The sequence below is a fragment of the Granulibacter bethesdensis genome, from assembly GCF_001889545.1.
Taxonomy (GTDB): Bacteria; Pseudomonadota; Alphaproteobacteria; order Acetobacterales; family Acetobacteraceae; genus Granulibacter; species Granulibacter bethesdensis_B.
Genome location: NZ_CP018194.1, coordinates 1,321,123 through 1,343,828, shown reverse-complemented (window position 1 = coordinate 1,343,828; position 22,706 = coordinate 1,321,123). Strand labels below are relative to the sequence as shown.

Here is a 22,706-nt window from a genome sequence, read left to right as displayed (position 1 = left end):
CGCCGGCCCGATTGGGCTGGTCCTCGACGGTGTTCGTGCCGTGCTGAAGTCGTGGCTTGGCAAGGTCCGATCCAATGGCCCCGGAAATAGCCTGCCGAACGCTCTCGCCCCTTTGTTCCAGTCGAGATCTGAAGGTTCGGCGTCGCCGTTCCGCAGAAACTGAAATCTGCTCTCTTCGTTTTCCTCGCCCATCTACTTTTCTTTCCCAGCGCCCTTGGCTCGCGCTTCAATGTCGGCACATCGCTCGATCAGCGCTTCGAAGGGCTCGGCATCCTCCAGAAGCAGACCGTCGTCGACCATTTGGCCGTAGTCCTTATTCAGCGCCGCAAGCGCTTCGCCTGCCGGCACGAGGCGCAGGCCGCCGTGTACGGCCCTATCGTAGTCGACCGGCGTGCCGTCTGCTGCCTTCTCGGCGAAGAACATGCTTTTGTGGCGGGCGACGGCGCTGGCAAGCTGACGATCAGCCAAGGCCGCAGTGACGATCTTGGCCTCGTCGAGCCGAACGACATCGTGCCAGTGTCGCGCGAAACGCTCGCCGCGAAGCCTCTCTTGCAGGCAGAAGACGTGGATCGCCGTGGCCTTTTCCCAGAACGTCCGCTCGGCGTGCATCACGCGGGGCCGGGCCGACGGGAAGTCAACGCCGTCGATCAATCCGGCGGCGTCGCAGGTCACGTCGCGAAGGCTAGCCGGCTCTCCCGTCGACCGAGCGCCAAATTCCAGCATCACACTGGGAGCCACGTAACCGGAGCCCGCAGAGGTGGCCTCGTAGTCGATGTAGAGCCGATCGCCTTCTGCTCTGAGGGTTGCCGCAAGCGACTGCGCGTCAGTCGCGCCGGCGATGACAGGCTGGACCTTTTCGACGATCCATTCGGGGAGGCGATGGCGTACCGCCTTTGACCACCGCTTCTCCTCGCTGCGGTTTTTGGGCAGGGCTTCGCCGTCCTCGCCAACGAGGTCGGGCGCGATGGCCCTAATGTCATAGGTCAGGTCCACGTCCTCGGAAAAGCGCCGGATGACGCCGTAAGCCTTGGACAGGGAAGTGCCGCCCTTGAACACCAAGTGCGCGCCGATGTCGGATCCGAACAAGGTCGCCAGCGCCCAGACGACCCACACATCCTTTTCGAGAAGATGCGCCGGGCGGCCGGATTGATCGGCGGCGATGCGCAGAGCCTCACGGCGGTCCTCGACCGGCAGGGAGAGAAAGGCGTCAGCCATAGGCGGCCTTTCCCACGCTCCGCGCGAGCCACGTCGGAAGCTGCGGCGCGGCCGCCACCAGCTCGCCGAAGACGCCTGGCGGCATCTTCCGCTTCAGCGTCATGAGCGCTTCCTCGGCTTTGTCGGGGCCGAGCCACGCGAGTGCGCGCACCGCTTCCCCCGCCGGCCGGCTTCCCAAGGTCAACTGCCAGCGTGGCGCGTGGCGCAGCTCTACGACCTGCTTGCCGAGGCTCATCTTCCGGCTGCGACCCGAAGTCAGATAGACCGACCGAACCGGCACCTGCGTCGTCAGGCCAAGGGCGTTGGCCGCAGCCGCCCCGTTTGAGACAATGACCTCGCCTCGCTGGGCGGCAAGCGCCTCCACAGCCTGTTCGACGGAAGGCGCTCGCGTGCCGAAGCGGGACGTGATGGGGCGAAGGTAGACCCCCCGCCCGGCGCGGATGAGCTGCCCGCGCTCGGCCAGACGCGACAAGGCCTGGTCCACCGCAGCGCGATTGCCGAGGTGGAGCAAGCTCTTGGCGGATATGGGCGCCCCTTCGGACTGCCTCTCCGCATATGCCAGAATCTGTTCGCTCAGACGCAACATGGCCATTCTCCTGTTAGAAATGTAAGCGGTTTTCTGACAGTTTGCAACCTGACATCCGGGACGCCGAAGGCCCGGAAATTGGGGAGTCACGGGGACCAGCCGCACCCCGGGGGCCCGGGCAGCTTGGACGAAGCTGTCTCAAATCGAGGATTGCACTAAGGTTGCGGGCCTTCCTCGCCCAGTCTGGCGGCGAGGAACGAGACAGGTGGAGGCCCTGACATGCCGACGATCACCCTCTCCGCCACGCCCAAAGGCAATGGCTTCCAAGCGACGGTGACATTCCCGGACGACGGCGTTTCAATCAGCTCGGCCGAGACCTATCCGACGATTGCTGAAGCCTTGACCGCTGCGGCGCTCAAACTGCTCGACATGCCCGAACGCCTGGAGGCGATGGATCGCCCGGAGCCCCTGACCACTCGGTAAGCGAGGTCGGTCGCTCACCCGAAAGCTGGAACTACGCCGATACGGCACGACAGGTCACGCTGGGGGAAGGCTTCCTCGGAGCAGGCGAAGAATGTGGGCAATGGCGTCATCGTCGGTGAGCCCTTCGTCACCGGTGACCGCCAGGGCCGCGCGGATCTCAAGCTGACCGTCGAGCCAGAACTGTACCAGCGCACCGCCCATGATCGCGGCGAGGCCGGGCGGCAAGTCGTCTCGGATCGAGCCGGCATCCTGGGCGCGTTGCATCAGGGCGACGACCGGTTTCGACATTTGCTCCGAGCGGGTCACGCGCTCATCCTGCAGGCCGTCCAATCGCCGCCACAGATTGAAGCGGAATGATAGGGGCCGGGCCTTCCAGAACGCCAGGTAGGCTCTGAGCATCGCCTCGACGGCGTCGCCCGGCGGAAGAGCCAGGTCCACCGCGTCGGTCATGAAGGCCATGAAATCCGCAGTAATTTGCTCCCCAACCACGCGCCATAAGGCGTCCTTGCCCCCGAAGTGATGATTCAGCAGCGGCTGGGAAACGCCTGCCGCCTGGGCGATCTGCCGTGTTCCGGCGCCATGGAAGCCCTTGGCCGCGAACACGTCGAGCGCGGCTTCAACAATGGCGTTGCGGGCGTCCCCTTGTGGAAAGGCGGGGCGCAATTCCGGCATGGCGGGTCTCCTGTCCAATCCTCCGGCCTGATCGCACGATCAGCGTTGACTGATCAAATGATCAGCGATAGATCTTGGCGCCCTTCGGAGGTGCGCGTGTCCAGTCTGCCTCAACCCTTCAAAACCTTCGTTCTCATCCACGGTGCAAGCCATGGCGGCTGGTGCTACGACCGGGTCGCCGCGATCCTGCGATCCCAGGGGCATCGGGTGTTCGCGCCGACGCTGGCCGGGCTGGCGGAGCGTGCATCGATGGATGCTCGCCGGATCAACCTGACCACCCACATCAACGAAATCGTCGAGCTGTTCGACCGGGAAAACCTTAGCGACGTGGTTCTGTGCGGCCATTCTTATGGCGGTATGGTCATCGCCGGCGTCGCCGATCGGATTCCGGACCGCATCAGCAATCTCGTTTTCCTGGACGCCGTCGTGCCCGAGAACGGCAAATCCATGAACGATTACTTCTTTCCGGGATGGCGGCTGTTGCCGATCGTGATCTCGGTCTGGCTGTTCGGGGGCGGCTACAAACTGACACCACCGCCACCGGCCTGGTTCTTCAAGGTGAACAAGGCGGACCAAGCCATGGTGAACCGGCAGCTCACGGGGCACCCCTATAAGACCCTCACCGAGAAGATCCACATCGGGACCAACGCCGACCGCATCCAAACCACACCTACATTCACGCGACGAAGTGGGGGAATCCGCAGATCGCCAAGCAGTACGAGCTTGCGAAGAAGCATAAGGGCTGGAAGGTGTTCGAGGTCGCGTCGGGCCACGACATCATGATCGACGCCCCGGATGAGCTGGCCAGGATCCTCGTTTCCGCCAGCTAGGCCACTTCCACTCTCCATCTCGAACGAATTCAGAATGTCGGCTTGCTAATCCGCTTTGCGGAAGGCGCGGCTCGATACCTGGATGTTATTTCCGCAAGGGTCTTTGGCGTTCGCGTAGGAATATCCGTCTGCCGCATGAGGGGAGTTAAAAACAAGCCCATCGCGGGCACTCTTCTCGCAGAAGCCAGCGACGTCTTCGACGTCAAATACTAGTTTTACGGTGACCTGTCCGATCTTAACCCCCTTTGCGGCAGGATGGATCATGATATTTGCCCCGCCATTCTGTGCCACCAACTCGACGATCCTATCGCCGGGGAGGCGAAGCACTTTGAAGCCAAAGTGCTTTTCGTAGAAGGCAACCGTCCCCTCGACGTCGCGGGCATAAAGAATCAGCCTGTTTAGTGCCAAAGACATCCTGTCCTTTCCCTTCCTTCCGGCATCTCTCAAAACCGAACCTCGAACTCCACGTAAATCCGGAAATCCGCAGACCAGTATAGCCGAGGCGGCGGCGAGGAATGCTTTCCCCCTGGCCGACGCCGCGGTCGCCGGCACACCCCCATCTGCGGGAGGACCCGCAACGCCCCTCTAGAGTGAGAGGACGGACCGGCTTCGCCGCGACGGGTTGAAGGCTGGAGGAGAGGCCTCCGGCGCCCGTCATGGAGACTAGCCATGACCCATGTCGAGATTCTGGACGCCGCTCGCGACCGCACTGGCGGCTACAAGGTGGATGTGAGCCGCGGCCAGCGGATCGGCCGGGTATCGTCGGAATGGTTCTCGCGACCGGCTGACGAGCGCTACCTGTCCCTGTCGGACCTCTATGCCGCCGTGCATGGACGGACCGAGCGGAGCCGCACCCGAACCGTTGAGAGCGCGGCGATCCGGGTCGAGGCGAGCCGCGATGATGCCGAGCGCCTGTCGCTGATGCTACCCGGCACGGATGCGCCGATCGCGCCGACTCACTGGAGCTTCGGCCAGCTCGCCGCCCTCGTCGGAGCGCCCGCGGCCTATCTGCGCCAGCTTCCAGCGCCGCTCGCCGGGATCAACCTGCAATACGGGCTGACCTCCCATCTCGCCGAGCAGGTGAAGACGCTCGAGATCGAAGATGGCCGCGTCGAGCTGCGCGCCGTCACCGGGCCCGACTACGGCCGCATCTTCGACCACGAGCTGGTCTCGGCCGTGCAGCGCATCGCCGGCAATGGCACGGGCGACACGCGCTGGAAGGTGCCGGTCGTTCTCGACTGGTCGACCGGCATCTACAACCCGCGCGTCGACATCACCCAGGACACCACGACGCTGTACGCGTCCGATCGCGACGTCTTCCTCTTCCTGGTCGACGACCTCAATCCGATCGAGGCCGGCCGGCTGCCCGACGGTTCGCCCGACCTCTATTTCCGCGGCTTCTACTGCTGGAATTCCGAAGTAGGCGCGAAGACACTCGGCATGGCGAGCTTCTATCTCCGTGCCGTTTGCCAGAACCGGAATTTGTGGGGCGTCGAGGATTTCGAGGAGATCACCATCCGCCACTCGAAATACGCCGCCTCGCGTTTCGCGCATGAGGCGGCGCCGGCGCTGACTCGCTTCGCCAATTCCTCGCCGCTTCCCTTCGTCAACGGCATCAAGGCGGCGCGGGAGAAAATCGTGGCGCGTAGCGACGAGGATCGTAGCGACTTTCTGCGCAAGCGCGGGTTCTCGAAGACCGAGACGGCGAAGATCATCGAGACGGTGCTCGCCGAGGAGGGGCGCAAACCCGAAAGCGTGTTCGACTTCGTGCAGGGCATCACCGCGGTCGCGCGCGACAAGACCCAGCAGGACGCGCGGCTCGACTTGGAGGCGCGGGCCAAGAAGCTGCTCGACCGGGCGGCCTGACTACCGGAAAGCCGGAGATGCGGCTTTACGCTTTTCCGGCTGCGGCGCTGCCCTCCAGAGTGAGAGGGCGGCGCTGCGCTTCGTGACGAGTTGATGCCGAGAGAGAGGCTTTCGGCGCTCGTCGCGGAGTATATCCCGATGGCTACCACTGTTCAGAAGATCACCCTCTCGCCCTCGCGCGACATCCCCTTCAACAAGCTCTTGCTCTCGCAGTCGAACGTCCGGCGCGTGAAGGCCGGCGTCTCGGTCGAAGAGTTGGCCGACGATATCGCCCGCCGCGGCCTCTTGCAGGGCCTCAGCGTGCGCGCTGTCGTCGACCAGGCCGGCGCCCCGACCGGCATGTTCGAGATCCCGGCCGGTGGTCGGCGCTATCGGGCGCTGGAACTGCTCGTGAAACAGAAGCGCCTCGCCAAAACGGCGCCCGTGCCATGCGTCGTCCGCGACGGCGGCATCGCGGAGGAGGACTCGCTCGCCGAGAACGTCCAGCGCGCGCCGTTGCACCCGCTCGACCAGTTCCGGGCCTTCCTTGCGTTGCGCGAGAAGGGTCAATCCGAGGAGGAGATCGCCGCCGCCTTCTTCGTCTCGGTCAACGTGGTGAAGCAGCGGCTGAAGCTTGCGTCGGTCTCGCCGGGGCTGCTCGATGTCTATGCCGAGGACGGCATGACGCTCGACCAGCTTATGGCCTTCACCGTCTCGGGGGATCATGAGCGCCAGGAGCAGGTCTTCGAGCGCCTGAAGGCTTCCTACGATAAGCAGCCCTACGTCATCCGCCGCATGCTGACCGAGGGTGCGGTCCGCGCCTCCGACAAGCGGGCGCAGTTCATCGGCCTCGACGCCTATGTGGCGGCTGGCGGCACGGTACTGCGCGACCTGTTCCAGGGCGATGATGGCGGCTGGCTGCAGGATGTCCCGCTGGTCGACCAGATGGTAGCCGATAAGCTGAACGCGGATGCCGAGGCGATCGCCGCCGAAGGCTGGAAGTGGATCGAGGTCGCGCCCGACTTCGCCTATGGCCATACCTTCGGCCTGCGCCAGCTTCGCGGCGAGGCCGTGCCACTGTCGGCCGAGGAGGAAGCGAGCCGCGATGCGCTCCAGGCCGAGTTCGACCGGCTGTCCGAGAAATACCAGGACACCGACGAGCTTCCGGATGAAGTGGATGAGCGCCTGTCGGAACTGGAAACGCTGATCGAGGGCTTCGACAACCGTCCCGTGGTGTTCGACGCCGCCGAGATCGCGCGCGCCGGCGCCTTCGCCAGCATCGGCGCCGACGGCCAGCTTCGCGTCGAGCGCAGCTATGTCCGGCCGGAAGATGAGTGGCCGGCTGAGCCTGCGTCGGAGACGGACGCGGACGGTGACGACGAACGGGCTATGGCCGCCAGCTACGAGGGCGACGATGCAGTCGCGACGGCGGAGCCCGACGCCGAGCCGGAGGAGGACGAGGGTCTCTCGCCCATCTCCGACCGCCTGATGACCGAACTGACCTCGCACCGGACGCTTGGCCTGCGCAACGCACTCGGCGAGCGACCGGACGTCGCCTTCGTCGCGGCGCTGCACGTCCTGACGCTGAAGACCTTCTACCACTATGGCTCGGATAGCTGCCTCGAGCTGGACCTGAAGAGCGTCAGCTTCGGGACGCAGGCGCCGGGACTGAACGACAGCGCCTCGGCGGAGGCCATCCGCATGCGGCACGAAAGCTGGTCGAAAGCGCTTCCCAAGGAATCGGCCGATCTCTGGGACGCGCTGCAGGAATGGGACGGCGACACCCAGGCGGGCCTGTTCGCCCACATCGTCAGCCTCTCGATCAACGCGGTTTACGAGCCCTGGAACCGGCGGCCCCGTGCCGCCGCCCACGCCGACCGGCTGGCGCAGGCGGTCGATCTCGACATGGCGGCGGCCGGGTGGAAGCCGACCGTGGACAACTTCCTCGGCCGGGTGACGCAGGCTCGCATCCTTCAGGCGGTTTCCCAGGCGAAGGGGCAGCGCGCCGCCGAACGGATCGAGCATCTGAAGAAGGGCGACATGGCGGCCGAGGCGGAGACGCTCCTGGCCGACACCGCCTGGCTGCCCGAGCCACTCCGCACGCCGGGCCGCGCCGTTCAGGCCGAAGCCGCGCCGGAATCTACGACCGAGGAAACCGTAGAGCAGTCCAGCGAAAAACTGCCGGAGGACGACGAGCCGCCATTACCTTTCCGCCGGCCGTCGTGAAGGCGGCTACTGGCTTGTCGGCGACGCCCGCAATGTCGCTGGCCGTTCAATGTTCGTGCGGCTCAAGGACACTGCGAAAGGGCCGGCGGGCAAATGGACCGATGCCGCCACCGGCGAGCATGGCGACTTGTTGGACGTCATCCGCGAAAGCTGTGGTCTGATCGATTTCAAGGACGTCGCCGATGAGGCGCGTTCGTTCCTCAGGCTCCCGCATCCTGAGCCGGAGCCCGATCGCCCCCGATCACGCGGACCCAGTGCCCCGACCGGATCGCTGGAAGCGTCACGGCGTCTGTTCGGCATGTCGCAGCCGATTTCCCGGACTCTCGTAGAAACGTATCTTCGTAGTCGCGGCATTACCGCTTTGCACGGAACCGAAAGCCTCCGCTTCCACCCGCGATGCTACTACCGGCCCGACGACGACAGCCCGACCGAGACTTGGCCGGCGATGATCGCCAGCGTGACCGACCTCGGAGGCCATCTGACCGGGGCGCACCGCACCTGACTCGATCCACGCGGCTTCACCGAGGCGACGCTCGGCAAGGCTCCGATCGACACACCGCGGCGGGCGATGGGCGACCTCCTCGAAAATGCCGTTCGATTTGGCGTGGCGGGCGAAGTCATGGCGGCCGGCGAAGGCATCGAAACGATGCTGTCGCTCAGATTCGTCTTGCCGACCATGCCGATGGTTGCGGCGCTCTCGGCGGCGCATCTCTCCGCCATCCTGTTCCCAGACACGCTACGGCGGCTCTATATCGCCCGTGATGACGATCCCGCCGGGGACAGCGCGATGGCGACGTTGATCGACCGGGCGCAGGAGGCCGGGATCGAGGCCATCGTGATCTCGCCACGGCTCGGCGACTTCAACGAAGATCTCCGACTGCTCGGCGCGGATGCACTTCGGGCGGCAAGCCGGGTGCAGATCGCGGCGCAGGACGTCGCCCGCTTCATGGAGCTGGCGGCATAGCCGGAATGGGATGAAGAGGCGCGTCCGCGCCGTCACGGCAAGGCTGGTGGTCATGCTTCCACCAGAGTCGGAGAGGACCGCCCCCACGGCCTTCTGAGAGGGCGATCGGGCGGCAAACGGCCCGGACCGGCAATGGCTGCGGCCAACGATTTTCCGGCGCGGCCCAGAGGGCCACTTTCCATCGCGAAGCAAAATCGCCGGCCTTCGCCATCCTTCGCTGCCGCTTCGGCCCTCCGCTGCGCTGCGGGTGCAGGTCCGGTCCGCCCGCCGCCTTCGTCGCCATGAAGGCCGCGATGGGCGCGGTCGATCCGACGAAGGAAGCCTGCGATGACCACCGACCACGACGACGATTTCGAGCCGCACCACAGCTCATCCCCGACCGACCAGGTCCTCCACGAACTCCAGCTCTACGGCTACCGTCCCTTCCACGACGAGCCCGATCCCAGACCGCTTCCCGAAGCGAACATTCTCGCCGGCAGCATCTCCGACATCTTCGACGCCTTGGTGGTGGCGCTTACCGACACCCGCCTCGAACCCGACCTTGAGGACCTGCTTTGGTCGACGGTGAACGTCTTCCACCGAGCCATCGACCGGATCGAACGCGAACTCGACGGTAATGAACTGGCGCAGCAGCGGTCACAAAGGGAACAGGACGGCAGCGAGGTGAAGTCCGTCGAGCTGGAACGACTGACGGCAGAAGGCCAGACGCTCATCGAACGGCGCAACGCCTTCGAGCTGATGCGTGACCAAGCCGCCGACCAATTCGAGCAACACACCCATTCAGCCTGGCGGCCGCGCAACGGGTCGAAGGTCAACCATCGCAATCTGACCTCGGCGATGATCGATAGCCGCGACTTCCTGGCGGCGAAGAAGCGTGCCGACAACCAGGTGCTCCTGCCCGCAGGCCCGAAGGTGGCGCTGACCGGCGGGCTCGACTTCAACGATCACCGGCTTATCTGGGCCAAGCTCGACCAGGTCCACGCCAAGCATCCATCGTGGCTTGCGAGAGCGCGGCATCGAACGCGCGGCTGCGAGCTATGTGCTGGCCGGCGAAAGCCTGGACGTGCCCGTCATCGGTCGGTTGGTGGATCGCGGCCTCGACGACGAGCTGAAGGGCACGGCCTACGCCGTCGTCGACGGCGTGGACGGTCGTACCCACCACATCAAATTCCCCGACATCGACGCGACCGGCGATAGTGCGCCGGGCTCCGTCGTCGAGCTGCGCAAGTTCGACGACGCACAGGGCCGCCGCCGCGTGGCGCTGGCGGTGCGGTCGGACCTCGCCATCGAGGATCAGGTGACGGCCAGCGGCGCGACCTGGCTCGACCGACAGGCGATCGCCCGCGATCCCGTGGCGCTGGGCCAGTCGGGCTTCGGCGCCGAGGTTCGCGAAGCGCTCGACCGGCGTGCCGAGCAGCTCATCGAGCAAGGCCTCGCCGAGCGCCAGGCGCGCGGCGTCACCTTCTCCCACGGCCTGATCGGCACGCTGCGGCGCCGCGAGGTTGAGGCCCTGGGCGAACGACTCGCCGCCGAGACGGGTCAGACCTTCAACCAGGCCGCCGCAGGCGAGTACGTCGCCGGGTCATATCGTCAGCGCTTCGCGCTCGCCTCCGGGCGCTTCGCCATGATCGACGACGGTCTCGGCTTCCAGCTCGTGCCCTGGACCCCGTCGCTGGAAAAGCAGCTCGGCCGCCACGTCTCCGGCGTCGCGCGCGATGACGGCGGCGTCGACTGGGGTTTCGGTCGCAACAGAGGGATCGGGATGTGAGTGACCCTTCGAACCAAAGATCCCAGGACAGGCTCGTCGGCATGTCCGCGACCAAGATTCTCTGGGGTCAGATCATCACCGTCTTCGCCATCGTGCTGCTGGCGATCTGGACGGCGACGGAGTGGACCGCCTGGCGCCTCGGCTTCCAGCCCGAACTCGGTCGTCCCTGGTTCGAGGTGCTGCACTTCCCGTTCTACCTCCCGCCAGCGTTCTTCTGGTGGTGGTTCGCCTACGATGCCTATGCGCCGTCGATCTTCATCGAGGGTGCCTACATCGCGGCGTCGGGCGGGATCATCGCCGCCGCAGTCGCGATCGGCATGTCGGTCTGGCGTGCCCGCGAGGCGAAGAACATCGAAACCTATGGCTCTGCGCGTTGGGCGGAGCCGAAGGAGATCGAGCAGGCCGGCTTGCTCGGACCCGACGGCGTGGTGCTGGGCCGTCATCAGCGCACCTATCTCCGCCATGATGGTCCCGAGCATGTCCTGTGCTTCGCCCCAACCCGCAGCGGCAAGGGCGTGGGCCTCGTCATCCCGACGCTCTTGACCTGGCCGGGCTCGGCGATCGTTCACGACATCAAGGGCGAGAACTGGCAGCTCACCGCCGGCTTCCGGGCCCAGCACGGGCGCGTGCTGCTGTTCGACCCGACCAACGCGAAGTCGTCGGCCTACAATCCGCTGCTCGAGGTCCGCCGCGGCGAATGGGAGGTGCGCGACGTCCAGAACATTGCCGACATCCTGGTCGATCCCGAGGGCAGCCTAGAGAAGCGGAACCACTGGGAGAAGACCAGCCACGCGCTGTTGGTCGGTGCGATCCTCCATGTCCTCTACGCCGAGGAGGACAAGACGCTCGCCGGTGTCGCATCCTTCCTCTCAGACCCCAAGCGCCCCATCGAGTCGACGCTCTCGGCGATGATGCGGACGCCGCACCTCGGCGAGGCTGGCGTCCACCCCGTGGTCGCCTCCGCCGCGCGCGAGCTGCTGAACAAATCCGCCAACGAACGGTCCGGCGTGCTCAGCACGGCGATGTCGTTCCTCGGCCTCTACCGCGATCCCGTGGTCGCAGAGGTGACGCGGCGCTGCGACTGGCGGATCGGCGACATCGTGGCTGGTGAACGGCCAACCACGCTCTACCTCGTCGTCCCGCCCTCCGACATCAACCGGACCAAGCCTCTCATCCGCCTGATCCTCAACCAGGTCGGCCGCCGGCTGACCGAGGACCTGCAGGCCAAGGCTGACCGTCGCCGGCTCCTCTTGATGCTGGACGAGTTCCCGGCGCTCGGCCGCCTCGACTTCTTCGAGTCCGCGCTCGCCTTCATGGCCGGCTACGGCATCAAGAGCTTCCTGATTGCCCAGTCGCTGAATCAGATCGAGAAGGCCTACGGGCCGAACAATTCGATACTCGACAACTGCCATGTGCGGGTCAGCTTCGCGACCAACGACGAGCGCACGGCCAAGCGGGTAAGCGACGCGCTCGGCACCGCGACCGAGATGAAGGCGATGAAGAACTACGCCGGCAGCCGGCTGTCGCCCTGGCTCGGGCATCTGATGGTCTCGCGCTCGGAGACGGCCCGCCCGCTGCTGAAACCAGGCGAGGTCATGCAGCTCCCGCCCACGGAAGAAATTGTCATGGTGTCGGGCATCCACCCGATCCGCGCGAAGAAGGCGCGCTACTACGAGGACGAACGCTTTCAGGAGCGCATCGTGGCGCCGCCCGTGCCGGCGCGGCCGAAGGAGGGGCGGCCAGATGATTGGAGTTCGCGCCCGCTGCCGCCTCGACCACCGGCGTCGGCTGGGGTCGATGGCGAGGCCACCGACGACGGAGACCCGAAGAACACCGACCGCCGCAAGCAACCCGAACTCAGCCAAGGCACGGTCGAGAAGCAAGCTCCGATCGAGAACGAGTTCGCGCTCGACCAGGTCGACGAGATGGAGGAGGACGCACCGCGCATCGGCCGCATGAACGATCTGATGCAGGGCCTCGCCCAGCAAGCCTCGCTCGATCCCGGCGACGAGCTCGGCATGTGAGGCGCTGATGGTCACGCCGAAGAAGAAGGCCCAGCTCTCTGTCTATCTCGACCCGGACGTCATGCAGGCCTTGTCCGCCTATGCCGCACGCCGGGACCAATCGATGTCGCTGATCGCCGAAGCCGCGATCGCGTCATTCCTGTCGCCGGATGCGGACGAGCGCCGCGAGGCCGCCATTGCGAAGCGGCTCGACCAGCAGGACCTGCGCCTCGCGCGGCTCGAACGCGATGTCGGGATCGGGGTCGAAACGCTGGCGCTGTTCATCCGCTTCTGGCTCAACACGACACCGCCGCTGCCGGAGCCAGCGGCCAAGGCCGCTCGTGCGCAGGCTGGGGCGCGCTACGACAATTTCGTCGCCACGCTTGGCCGGCGTCTGAACGAAGGGCCGAAGCTAAGGCAGGAGATCCCGGAGGACGCTGGCGAGCGGACTGGCGGTGAATAAACTCGAGTGTTGAGGCTGCATTTGCCAGTTTATGAGAGCGGTCATAGCGATTGCCTTAACTAAGTTGAAACCGGACCCCCATCCCCCGTCTCGCCCGATTGTCAGTGGATCGGCGTCTTTATCTGGGACGGCGGCTGACGGGCGCCTGGAATCCGCCAGACGCAGACCATCCTGGCCGCACTGTCCCCCGCCGCTTGTATGCGTTCCACCCAACAATTGTCCGCCAGGGTCAGCGGCCATCCCCTCTGTGAAACCAAGTCCAAAACGACCAGGAAGCCGATGCGAGGCCCCGTCAGCTCATACGTGGCGGCCTGCCCAAGGTATTTCCGTATTCCATCTCGCGAGGCGTCTTCGAGTTCTCGTTTGATCTCGACCACCATTCGCCAACCAGGGCGGACTACGGCGATATCCGCGCGGCCCGCGGCGATGTCCCGTACTTCCTCTAAGATCTGATGCTGCGGGAAGCCGTTCGCCTGCAGCCGGAGTGTGTGCCAACAGGCCCGTTGGAGTTCGATCTCAAGCGGCTTGGCACCACCAGTTTCGAAGAGGAAATCGAAGTATCCTTTGGCCATATTGGGCGCGACGTCCAGGCAATGACTCAGGAACAGGATCAATTGGCCAACGAGGCTGCGCACGTCATCGCACACAGGCCCGGAATAGTCGGGGTGTCCCTGTAGGGCTTCGTCCATCGCCAAAAAGGCGCGCTCCGTCGGCGCGTTGAATCCGGAAAGGCTTGCGATCGCGGTCAGCCCGTGAAGACGCAAGTCGCTGATCGCAGACAGCTCTTTCGATGCATCGTGCTCAGACGACGCACCGTTAGAAGGGTCACGGGCCTCTGCTATCGCAGAGACGGCCTCGAGAAGTGCAGATGCTTCTGCCCGGTCGGCTTCGGTCGTGTGACTGTCGTCGCGCCATGCCAGCAAATGACTGCGCAACCCTTCCTCGCGAAGAAAGCTGTCGGCGATCCGCTCGGTGATTGTCGTACGAAGTTGGTCTCCGTGCTTTGTCGCGAGCGGTACGAGTGCACGTCTCAACCGCGCAATTTGTTCGAGCACTGGAACGGCGCGGAGCCAACTCCTTTTCGTAAGGTCGTCGGACAGCCCGCGCAATGCGGAAGCCAGCTGCCACCAAGCGGCCTCCGCGTCGATCCGCGGTCGCAGCCACGCCCGTAAGGAACTTCGGTCGAGTTCCAGTCGTCGTGACCCCGCCAGATTGCAAGCCTCCGTCAGCAGCTTTTCGAGATCGCCCTCATCATCGGAACAGAACATCCCGACTGCAGCGAGGGCTCGCGAAAGGACGGCTGCTTCCACGAATTCGGGGGCCGCCTGAAGAGCGGCATCGAAGTGGTGCCGCGACACCTCCAAGCCCGCCAAGAGGGCCGCGCAGTCCTGTGCCGCCAACGCGCGGTCCAGAGCGATCAGCGCCAATTCAAAATGCGCTTGGCCGCCCGCGTCAAGATTGGTGCTCAGACGTCGAAGTAGGGCTTCGACATCGGGTGAGCGCGCCCAGAGCCAAGCGATACCCGCCAGTAGCGCACCGCGCCGAAGGATGACATCCGGATCGCCCACATCGAGATCATCCAAGGCCGCCACGACGGCCGGGCGCGAGGCCCCTGGCAGGTCCGCAAGCAGCAGACTTCCCGCGAGACATTCGGAAGCCATCAGAGCCTCAGATGGCGAGTGATAATGTTTTGCTCGGTCGAGCAGCCGACGCTGCAGTCGGCGCTGATCGCGTGGATCGAGGGAAAGCTCGAGCACAGATTGCGCGGCCGCCGCGACTATTAATGGGTGGCCGTTCTCGCCCAGGATGGCATCGACCAGGCCTACAGCGCGTGGAGACAAGATTACGCCAGCCATTGCAAACGCGCGGACAACACGGTCGGCGTAGAGACTTTGCGCGAGCGCATTCGATGCCCCCAGAACGGAATCCAAGCCCCCCAGGTCATCCAGAGTAGGATCCTCGAAGGCTTCGAGGCGCCGCTGCACTTCGGCGGGCGATACAGCAGTCAGAACATGGCTCCGAAAGTCTCGGGCCCTTTGATGTGCTGCGGTAATACAGCCGGCCCTAGAATGTCGCTTCGGGCTGACGCCAGGAAAATTTGCAGATTTCGGGTCTCGCCGGAGACTTGGCCGATCTCCTTCATCATCGCGAAGAGGTCTTCGTCGCTCAATTCCTCGCTGCCCGGGGAGTCGATGAACAGCACCCCGGGGTGATTGCCATAACCGCTGCGGTCAGCCATGCGCATCATGGCGATGACTAGGGCTATGCGCAGGCGAAGTCGTTGGCCGGCTGTCTGCTTGGAGTACCCACTCGTGACGTCGGAGACGGTGACCATGATCCCGTTGCCACGAATGACGATGCTCTGCAGTCCCCTGAAACCAAACCTCTGGGCGACGGAGACCATCTCGGTCTCTAGATCCAAGAGGAGCTCGGCGCTGGCGGTCTTCATCCGCGCCTCGGCGATCGCCTCGGCGATCTTGAGAATCCGAAGCCTTTCCTCGCTCGGCTGCGGGACCGGGCTCTGCGCCATGAGCACGCGCAATTGTTCAATGGCCCCTGACATTTTTAGCAACTGACCTTCCAGTTCGCGTCGGGTGTGCAGGACTGCCGCCTGTTCATCGATAGCTTTCAACCTGGTGGCCGCCACGCTTCGCTGACGCTCGACCTCGGTGGCAGCCCGAGTGGCATCGTCGTTCGCCTTACGCGCCGCGGCCTCAGCCTCCGACAGCGTTCTCACTCGCTCTGCCGCCGCCTCCTGCGCATCGTTAAACGCCTCCTGGTCGTCCTTCAGCGTGTCACGATCACAGACAGCACATCGCCCGTCGGCTTCTTCCGTCCGCGCCCGTGCGTCCGGGATCGCCTCGGCGCAGCGCGGGCAGCAGACAGGCTTGAGGCCAGCGAACACCCGTTTGGACGCCACGCCCTCGTTCAGCCGGCGCTGGCTCGCCTTGGCCTCATCCGTTTCTTGCTTGAGTGCCACCGCAGCTCGCCCGGCCTCGGCGGCTCGCGCTAGTAGCTCGCTGCCTTCACGCGAGAGGCGCGCATGTTCGATCGACAGAGCGTCGATTTCTTCCAGCTTGAGGGCCCCAGCACTTAAGGTTTTCAGGCGATCCTCAAGACGCTTTCGCTCCGCCTCTACGCGACGAAGCTCCGCCGACAATGCATCCTGGCGGGACTTTCCTTGGACCGCACCGTCGCGCTGGGCCTGCTCAAGCGTCACGGCATTTCGCAACGCCATGTGGGTTGCGGCGTAAGGCATGCCTACAAACAGATGGATCATTCGCCACCACAAAGCGCCGACGGTGACGTCACCAAGGATCGCCGGATGCGAGCCTTCGATGAACATCGATGCCGCATAAGCCGACCAACTGTGAAAGTATTGGGATGCGTCGTCGTCGGTATGCCGGACGTTTGGAATGGGCTGGAGCGCGAAGCGACGCATCATCAAGTCGCCCATCACGGTCTCGAAGTCGCCTTCCCCCTCGAACGCCTTGAGGATCCGCGCCGGGCCAGGTGAGACGAGCACCAGCTTGCCGCGGGGCACTGCATCAAAGTCTGTGAAATCGACCTTGTAGTGGTCAGCGCCAATCGTGAATTCGAGCTCGACCGTGTTGATCCAGGACCGCACTTCGGGCTTAAGGGACCGCGTCGTGCCTCGCAACGCCCAAAGCATCACTTCCAAGATTGTGCTCTTACCGACCTGATTGACGCCATTACTGAACGCGGCAAAGAGGCCAGCTCCAAGGTCCTTCCATTCGAACGTGAACGGGCCATCGGTATAGCCGGTCGCCCGCTTTTCGCCGCTGAAGAGGAGGCGGCGGAGCGTTAGATGATCCGCCCGCCGCGTTGAGGTCTCGTCCCGGACGCTCAACTCGTCCATCAGCAGATCGACAACGGCGAGGGTAACCTTGGCCTTCTCCGCCACTGCCTCGCGAAATGGGGCGATCGGATCGCCCTTGGCCTCGTCGTCTGGCGTCTCGGCTGTCGTCAAGAGTGACCCTCGAGGTTTGCCAACCGCGCACGAACCTGGGCGGCGATGGAAGCGATCGTCTCGCCGTTGGGCGCGTTGGCGTATTCTGGTTGCTGGTACTGCATACGGGCGAGATCTTCACCCGAACGCCCACGGCAGAGTTCGGCGACCAGACGGGCGCGTCCGGAGTACCAATGTGCTTCAGGTAGCTCAGCCTGCATCTTGGAGGCGACCTGCTCCCCGCGGTCGAGCAGGAAGAATCGAAGCCTACGGGTCTGCGGATGGCGAAGGGTTTGGGCCAACCCGTAGCTGATTAGGGGCGCTAGTCCCGTGTCGATTGGTTCGAAGGCACCATAGAGATATTTCGCCATTGCATCTCGCCGCACCTCCGGCTCTTCCGTGCCGAGGATCGCTTGGGCGTATCGCAACCATTTCGATTCGTTGGTCTCGCCATAAACATCCAGCAAGGCGTGGGCGAGGTGATCGGGATTCCGAACCCAAAAATCCATCTTTTGTAGGCTTTTTTGCGAGCTTATGACCCGCAAAGCGTTGGGAACGGGCGGTGGCGTGCCAGCAGGGTCTCCGCACTCCGTAAGGATGAAAAGCAAGCGCATGGCGTCCCGAAACTGGCGCGTCGGTTCGTCGATATATGCGCTAGAAAACGCCAAAGGCCCTGAGTCCCCCCAACCTTATACCTGCGCAACATTACCCCTACAACGTAGAGGCGTAAACATAACTGGTAGCGCTTGGGCATTGGCAGCTTCCGGAAGCGGCTCTTCGCAACGTCAGAGAAGAGCCAGCCTGCGCCGTTAAGGTCGGTCGGTAAATGCGCGGATTCGCCGTCCGGCACGTCGAAAGCGGACGGCTGGGCAAATTGCAATCTGCGCTACTGCCGAACAATGGCCACCCGCACGCAGCAAGTATTTTTTCTCTGATTTACGCCAAGTCGCTACGCCGTCTGAATACTTGTTGAATTGCCCCATTTCCTGCCTTTTCTAATCATCCCCGTCGCCAATCGCGCGTTGCGATTGGCCAACGACGGGGACGATCGTGGCGGCAGCTCCGCTCCATTCCGAGGCCTTCTCACGCGGCACGCGCATGCTGCGCACCGCGCTCGGCCCGGCGATCGCAGCTTTCCTCGAAGACCCCTCGATCGTCGAGGTGATGCTCAATCCCGATGGCCGGCTTTGGATCGACCGGCTATCGGGTGGCCTCGAAGATAGCGGTCGCACTCTATCGCCAGCCGATGGCGAGCGGATCGTGCGCCTGGTCGCGCACCATGTCGGCGCCGAGGTCCACGCTGATAGGCCGCGCGTCTCGGCCGAGCTGCCCGAGACGGGGGAGCGGTTCGAGGGGCTGCTGCCTCCCGTCGTCACGGCGCCGGCCTTCGCTATCCGCAAGCCCGCCGTCGCGGTCTTCACCCTCGACGACTACGTCGCCGCCGGCACCATGACCGCCGGACAGGCGGCGTCGCTGCGCGCGGCCGTCGCGTCGCGCAAGAACATCCTCGTCGCCGGTGGGACCGGCACCGGCAAGACCACGCTCACCAACGCACTGCTGGCCGAGATCGCCGGCACGAGCGACCGCGTGGTGCTGATCGAGGACACGCGCGAGCTGCAATGCCGCGCACCCAATCTGGTCGCGATGCGCACCAAGGACGGTGTCGCCTCGCTGTCCGATCTCGTCCGCTCCTCCCTACGTCTGCGTCCCGACCGCATTCCGATCGGTGAGGGGCGCGGCGCCGAGGCGCTCGATCTCCTGAAGGCTTGGGGCACGGGCCATCCGGGCGGGATCGGGACGATCCATGCCGGCACCGCGCTCGGCGCGATCCGCCGCCTCGAACAGCTCATCCAGGAAGCCGTCGTCACCGTCCCCAAGGCGCTCATCGCCGAGACCATCGACCTCGTCGCGGTGCTGCGCGGTCGCGGTAGTGAACGGCGCCTCTCCGAACTTGCCCTCATCGCCGGTCTCGATCCCGCCACCGGCGATTACCGCGTCCAGTCCGCCGGGGCGGGCGGCGATCTCGGAGACCACCCATGATCCGCGTTCTCGCCACCGCCCGCCGGATGCACCGGCGCGCCCTCGACGTCGCCACCTTCGCCGCGCTTTCGCTGGCGTTCGCACCGGCGGCCTACGCTTCCGGCTCCTCCATGCCCTGGGAGACGCCGCTCAACTCCATCCTGGAGTCGGTGCAGGGTCCCGTCGCCAAGATCATCTCGGTGATCATCATCACGGTGACCGGCCTGACGCTCGCCTTCGGCGACACGTCGGGCGGCTTTCGTCGGTTGATCCAGATCGTCTTCGGCCTGTCGATCGCCTTCGCGGCGTCGAGCTTCTTCCTGACCTTCTTCAGCTTTTCCGGCGGGGCGCTGGTCTGATGGCCGCGATCGTCGATCCCGATGTGCCCGGCTTCTTCGCCCCGGTTCACCGCGCGCTCACCGATCCCATCCTGATGGGCGGTGCGCCGCGGACGGTGGCGATCGCCAACGGCACGATCGCGGCGGCGATCGCACTCGGCCTTCGCTTGTGGATCCCCGGCGCGCTGCTCTGGGCGGTCGGCCACATGGCGGCGGTCTGGGCCGCCAAGCGCGACCCACTGTTCGTCGACGTGGTCCGTCGGCACCTCCGTTATCCCGCACATCTGGGCGTGTGAGGCGGCGATGCTGAACCTCGCCGAATACCGCAACCGCCCCGCCGGTCTCGCCGACTTCCTACCCTGGGCCGCCCTGGTCGAAGAAGGCGTCGTTCTCAACAAGGACGGCTCCTTCCAGCGCACGGCCCGCTTCCGTGGGCCGGACCTCGATAGCGCTACGCCAGCCGAGCTGGTCGGCGTCACCGCCCGCCTCAACAATGCGTTGCGCCGTCTTGGCTCGGGCTGGGCGATCTTCGTCGAGGCGCAGCGGATCGCCGCCCAGACCTATCCGCACTCGCTTTTTCCCGATCCGGCCTCGGCGCTGGTCGATCTCGAACGGCAGGACGCTTTCGAGGAGGCCGGCGCGCATTTCGAGAGCCGCTATTTCCTCACCTTCGTGTGGCTGCCGCCGGCCGAGGACGCGTCCCGGATCGAGGGCTTCCTTTACGAAGGCCGCTCGCAGAGCGGGGTCGACCCCTGGGAGCTGCTGCGCGGCTTCGTCGATCGCACCAACCGCGTCCTGTAACTGGTCGAGGGCTTCATGCCCGAGGTCGCGTGGCTCGATGACGGCGACACGCTGACCTACCTGCACTCGACCATCTCGACCCGCCAGCAGCGCGTCCGCGTCCCCGAGACGCCGATGCACCTCGATGCGCTCCTCGCCGACGAGCCGCTTGCCGGCGGCCTGGAGCCCAGGCTTGGCGCCCATCATCTGCGGACCCTGACCGTAGTCGGATTTCCGACCGCGACCCATCCCGGCATCCTCGACGAGCTGAACCGGCTCGCCTTCCCGTATCGCTGGTCCACCCGCGCGATCCTCCTGGACAAGACCGAGGCGGTGAAGCTGCTGACCAAGATCCGGCGGCAGTGGTTCGCCAAGCGCAAATCCATCGCCGCCATCGTCAAGGAGGTGATGACCAACGAGGCGTCGACGCTGGTCGATAGCGACGCCGCCAATAAGGCCGCCGACGCCGACATGGCGCTGCAGGAACTCGGCACCGACGATGTCGGGCAGGCCTATGTCACCGCCACGGTGACGGTCTGGGATGAGGACCCCGGCCTCGCCTCCGAGAAGCTCCGCCTTGTCGAGAAGGTGATCCAGGGCCGCGACTTCACCTGCATGCCGGAAGGGGTGAATGCGCTGGAGGCGTGGCTCGGCTCGATCCCCGGCCACGCCTACGCCAACGTCCGCCAGCCGCCGGTCTCCACGCTGAACCTCGCGCACATGATCCCGCTCTCGGCGGTCTGGGCCGGCCCCGCGCGCGATGAGCATTTCCAGGCGCCGGCAAGTCGGTCCTCCTGTCTCTGATGGCGATGCAGTTCCGCCGCTACCGCGACAACCAGATCTTCGCCTTCGATTTCGGCGGCTCGATCCGCACCGCCGCCCTCGCGATGGGCGGAGACTGGCACGATCTCGGCGGCAGCCTCTCGGCGGGATCGGAGCATTCCGTCTCCCTTCAGCCGCTCGCTCGGATCGATGATCAGGCAGAGCGCGCGTGGGCGGCGGAATGGGTGACGGCGATCCTTGCCAAGGAAGGCGTCACCATCGACCCGACCGCCAAGGAACACGTCTGGTCGGCGCTGACGTCGCTCGCGTCCTCACCGGTCGGCGAGCGCACCATCACCGGCCTTGCGGTCCTTCTACAATCCACCGCGCTGAAGCAGGCGCTCCAGCCTTATTGCGTCGGGGGACCATCGGGCCGGCTGCTCGACGCCGAGGCCGAGCAGCTCGGCTCCGCCTCGGTCCAGGCGTTTGAGACCGAGGGCCTGATCGGCGCCGGCGCGGCGCCCGCCGTGCTGACCTATCTGTTTCACCGCATCGAGGGCCGGCTCGATGGCCGCCCTACCTTGCTCATCATCGACGAGGGCTGGCTGGTCCTCGATGATCCCGCGTTCGCGCAGCAACTGCGCGAATGGCTGAAGACGCTGCGCAAAAAGAACGCGTCCGTCGTCTTCGCCACACAATCGCTCTCCGACATCGACGGCAGCAACATCGCGCCCGCGATCGTCGAGAGCTGCCCGACACGCATTTTCCTGCCGAACGAGCGGGCGATCGAGCCGCAGATCACGGCGATCTATCGGCGCTTCGGTCTCAACGATCGCCAGATCGAGATCCTCGCCCGGGCGACGCCCAAGCGCGACTACTACTGCCAGTCCCGTCGCGGCAACCGGCTGTTCGAGCTGGGCCTTGGACCCGTCGCGCTGGCCTTCTGCGCCGCATCTTCCAAGCAGGACCACGCCGCGATCGAGCGCGTCCTCGCCGAGCACGGCCGCGAGGCCTTCACGCCAACCTGGCTCGCCGATCGCGAGCTTCTGTGGGCGGCCGATCTCATTCCCGACCTGACCAACCTGGAGACGCCATCATGATCAAGCTGCGCCATTTGGCGGCGGCAAGCGCCGTCGCATTGTCGTTGGGCATCGCCGCGCCGCCGGCTTCGGCGCAGTGGATCGTCTACGACCCCACAAACTTCAGCCAGAACGTGCTGACGGCGGCGCGCGAGCTACAGCAGATCACCAACCAGATCACCATGTTGAACAATCAGGCGACGAGCCTGATCAATCAGGCCCGCAATCTGGCCAACCTGCCGATATCGATGCTGACCCAACTTCAGTCGTCGATCGCCCAGACCCAGTCGCTGCTCAGCCAGGCGCAGAACATTTCGTTCAATGTCCAGCGCATCCAGACGGCCTATTCGACCAGCTATGGAAGTGCGGCCGGCACCGGCTCGACCACGACGATGGTCGCCAACGCACAGCAGCGCTGGCAGAACTCCGTCGGGGCCTTCGAGGACAGCCTGAAGGTCCAGGCCGGCGTCGTCGGAAACATTCCGACCAACTCCAGCACCATGACCTCGCTGGTCACGGCCAGCCAGAGCGCGACGGGCGCGCTGCAAGCGGCGCAGGCCGGCAACCAGCTCCTGGCGCTACAATCGCAGCAGCTCTCCGACGTGGTCGCCGTGCTGTCGGCCAAGAGCCGGGCCGACGCGCTGGAGCAGGCGCGCGTGGCCGCCGCCGAGGCGCAGGGGCAACAGAACTACAAGACCTTCTCGACGCGCACCGGCTACCAGCCCGGCAACGTCACGATGTTTAGCGGCAATTGAGGCGCGGC

General features: G+C 65.2%; 18 protein-coding genes and 3 pseudogenes. 14 read left to right on the top strand and 7 right to left on the bottom strand.

The window, feature by feature from the left end; genetic code table 11:
* Positions 1 to 192 precede the first annotated feature (192 nt).
* Together GbCGDNIH8_RS06170 and GbCGDNIH8_RS06165 are read right to left on the bottom strand one after the other, a co-directional pair.
* On the bottom strand, positions 193 to 1,215 hold the full coding sequence (locus GbCGDNIH8_RS06170) for a nucleotidyl transferase AbiEii/AbiGii toxin family protein (RefSeq protein ID WP_072572492.1): 1,023 nt from the start codon (positions 1,213 to 1,215) through the stop codon (positions 193 to 195).
* A complete protein-coding gene (locus GbCGDNIH8_RS06165; RefSeq protein WP_072572491.1) occupies positions 1,208 to 1,801 on the bottom strand; it encodes a DUF6088 family protein in 594 nt (197 codons plus the stop codon). The genes GbCGDNIH8_RS06170 and GbCGDNIH8_RS06165 overlap by 8 nt, the downstream gene beginning before the upstream one ends.
* 219 nt (positions 1,802 to 2,020) lie before the next feature.
* On the opposite strand from GbCGDNIH8_RS06165, the gene GbCGDNIH8_RS06160 reads away from it, so the two are divergent.
* Complete coding sequence (locus GbCGDNIH8_RS06160; protein WP_072572490.1) at positions 2,021 to 2,224, top strand: hypothetical protein; 204 nt, start codon at positions 2,021 to 2,023, stop codon at positions 2,222 to 2,224.
* 54 nt (positions 2,225 to 2,278) lie between these two features.
* On the opposite strand, the gene GbCGDNIH8_RS06155 is transcribed toward GbCGDNIH8_RS06160, so the two are convergent.
* Positions 2,279 to 2,896, bottom strand: coding sequence for a TetR/AcrR family transcriptional regulator (locus tag GbCGDNIH8_RS06155; RefSeq protein ID WP_072572489.1), 618 nt, complete (start codon positions 2,894 to 2,896; stop codon positions 2,279 to 2,281).
* A 96-nt stretch (positions 2,897 to 2,992) separates the two neighbouring features.
* On the opposite strand from GbCGDNIH8_RS06155, the gene GbCGDNIH8_RS06150 reads away from it, so the two are divergent.
* Positions 2,993 to 3,679: an alpha/beta fold hydrolase gene (locus GbCGDNIH8_RS06150; RefSeq protein WP_157692564.1), complete on the top strand. Its 687-nt coding sequence runs from the start codon at positions 2,993 to 2,995 to the stop codon at positions 3,677 to 3,679.
* A gap of 92 nt (positions 3,680 to 3,771) precedes the next feature.
* Here the strand turns inward: GbCGDNIH8_RS06150 and GbCGDNIH8_RS06145 are convergent, their stop codons facing one another.
* The gene (locus GbCGDNIH8_RS06145) at positions 3,772 to 4,140 is read right to left on the bottom strand and encodes a VOC family protein (RefSeq protein ID WP_216634491.1); all 369 of its coding nucleotides are present in this window, start codon (positions 4,138 to 4,140) and stop codon (positions 3,772 to 3,774) included.
* 255 nt (positions 4,141 to 4,395) lie between these two features.
* Here GbCGDNIH8_RS06145 and GbCGDNIH8_RS06140 point away from each other — a divergent pair, with 255 nt between their 5' ends.
* From GbCGDNIH8_RS06140 to GbCGDNIH8_RS06105, 7 genes and pseudogenes are all read left to right on the top strand, one after another.
* The gene (locus GbCGDNIH8_RS06140; protein WP_072572488.1) at positions 4,396 to 5,592 is read left to right on the top strand and encodes a DUF932 domain-containing protein; all 1,197 of its coding nucleotides are present in this window, start codon (positions 4,396 to 4,398) and stop codon (positions 5,590 to 5,592) included.
* A gap of 138 nt (positions 5,593 to 5,730) precedes the next feature.
* Entirely contained in the window at positions 5,731 to 7,797 is a 2,067-nt protein-coding gene (locus tag GbCGDNIH8_RS06135; RefSeq protein ID WP_072573690.1) for a ParB/RepB/Spo0J family partition protein, read from the top strand.
* A pseudogene (locus GbCGDNIH8_RS06130) lies at positions 7,769 to 8,761 on the top strand (DUF7146 domain-containing protein); the annotation flags it as partial. The gene GbCGDNIH8_RS06135 and the pseudogene GbCGDNIH8_RS06130, both read left to right, overlap by 29 nt.
* Before the next feature lie 327 nt (positions 8,762 to 9,088).
* A pseudogene (locus GbCGDNIH8_RS06120) lies at positions 9,089 to 9,844 on the top strand (SLOG family protein); the annotation flags it as partial.
* Positions 9,801 to 10,529: a DUF3363 domain-containing protein gene (locus tag GbCGDNIH8_RS06115; RefSeq protein ID WP_253736132.1), complete on the top strand. Its 729-nt coding sequence runs from the start codon at positions 9,801 to 9,803 to the stop codon at positions 10,527 to 10,529. The pseudogene GbCGDNIH8_RS06120 and the gene GbCGDNIH8_RS06115, both read left to right, overlap by 44 nt.
* A gap of 41 nt (positions 10,530 to 10,570) precedes the next feature.
* A complete protein-coding gene (locus tag GbCGDNIH8_RS06110) occupies positions 10,571 to 12,553 on the top strand; it encodes a conjugal transfer protein TraG (protein WP_072572486.1) in 1,983 nt (660 codons plus the stop codon).
* Between the two features lie 7 nt (positions 12,554 to 12,560).
* Positions 12,561 to 12,995, top strand: coding sequence for a CopG family transcriptional regulator (locus GbCGDNIH8_RS06105; RefSeq protein ID WP_072572485.1), 435 nt, complete (start codon positions 12,561 to 12,563; stop codon positions 12,993 to 12,995).
* 101 nt (positions 12,996 to 13,096) lie between these two features.
* Here GbCGDNIH8_RS06105 and GbCGDNIH8_RS06100 read toward each other — a convergent pair whose 3' ends face one another.
* From GbCGDNIH8_RS06100 to GbCGDNIH8_RS06090, 3 genes are all read right to left on the bottom strand, one after another.
* A complete protein-coding gene (locus GbCGDNIH8_RS06100; RefSeq protein ID WP_157692563.1) occupies positions 13,097 to 14,926 on the bottom strand; it encodes a hypothetical protein in 1,830 nt (609 codons plus the stop codon).
* A gap of 74 nt (positions 14,927 to 15,000) precedes the next feature.
* Positions 15,001 to 16,986, bottom strand: a complete 1,986-nt coding sequence (locus GbCGDNIH8_RS06095) for an SMC family protein (RefSeq protein WP_072572483.1) — start codon at positions 16,984 to 16,986, stop codon at positions 15,001 to 15,003.
* Positions 16,983 to 17,633 (bottom strand): hypothetical protein, encoded by a 651-nt coding sequence (locus tag GbCGDNIH8_RS06090; protein WP_081368872.1) that lies wholly within the window; start codon positions 17,631 to 17,633, stop codon positions 16,983 to 16,985. Before GbCGDNIH8_RS06090 ends, GbCGDNIH8_RS06095 begins: the two co-directional genes overlap by 4 nt.
* 430 nt (positions 17,634 to 18,063) lie before the next feature.
* Here GbCGDNIH8_RS06090 and trbB point away from each other — a divergent pair, with 430 nt between their 5' ends.
* From trbB to trbJ, 5 genes and pseudogenes are all read left to right on the top strand, one after another.
* Positions 18,064 to 19,005 (top strand): P-type conjugative transfer ATPase TrbB, encoded by a 942-nt coding sequence (gene trbB, locus GbCGDNIH8_RS06085; protein WP_408874697.1) that lies wholly within the window; start codon positions 18,064 to 18,066, stop codon positions 19,003 to 19,005.
* Positions 19,002 to 19,343, top strand: a complete 342-nt coding sequence (locus tag GbCGDNIH8_RS06080; protein WP_072572481.1) for a TrbC/VirB2 family type IV secretion system protein — start codon at positions 19,002 to 19,004, stop codon at positions 19,341 to 19,343. The genes trbB and GbCGDNIH8_RS06080 overlap by 4 nt, the downstream gene beginning before the upstream one ends.
* On the top strand, positions 19,343 to 19,618 hold the full coding sequence (locus GbCGDNIH8_RS06075; RefSeq protein WP_072572480.1) for a VirB3 family type IV secretion system protein: 276 nt from the start codon (positions 19,343 to 19,345) through the stop codon (positions 19,616 to 19,618). The genes GbCGDNIH8_RS06080 and GbCGDNIH8_RS06075 overlap by 1 nt, the downstream gene beginning before the upstream one ends.
* 7 nt (positions 19,619 to 19,625) lie before the next feature.
* Positions 19,626 to 21,964, top strand: a pseudogene (locus GbCGDNIH8_RS06070) (conjugal transfer protein TrbE).
* Entirely contained in the window at positions 21,961 to 22,698 is a 738-nt protein-coding gene (trbJ, locus tag GbCGDNIH8_RS06065; RefSeq protein WP_072572479.1) for a P-type conjugative transfer protein TrbJ, read from the top strand. The pseudogene GbCGDNIH8_RS06070 and the gene trbJ overlap by 4 nt, the downstream one beginning before the upstream one ends.
* Positions 22,699 to 22,706: the final 8 nt, after the last annotated feature.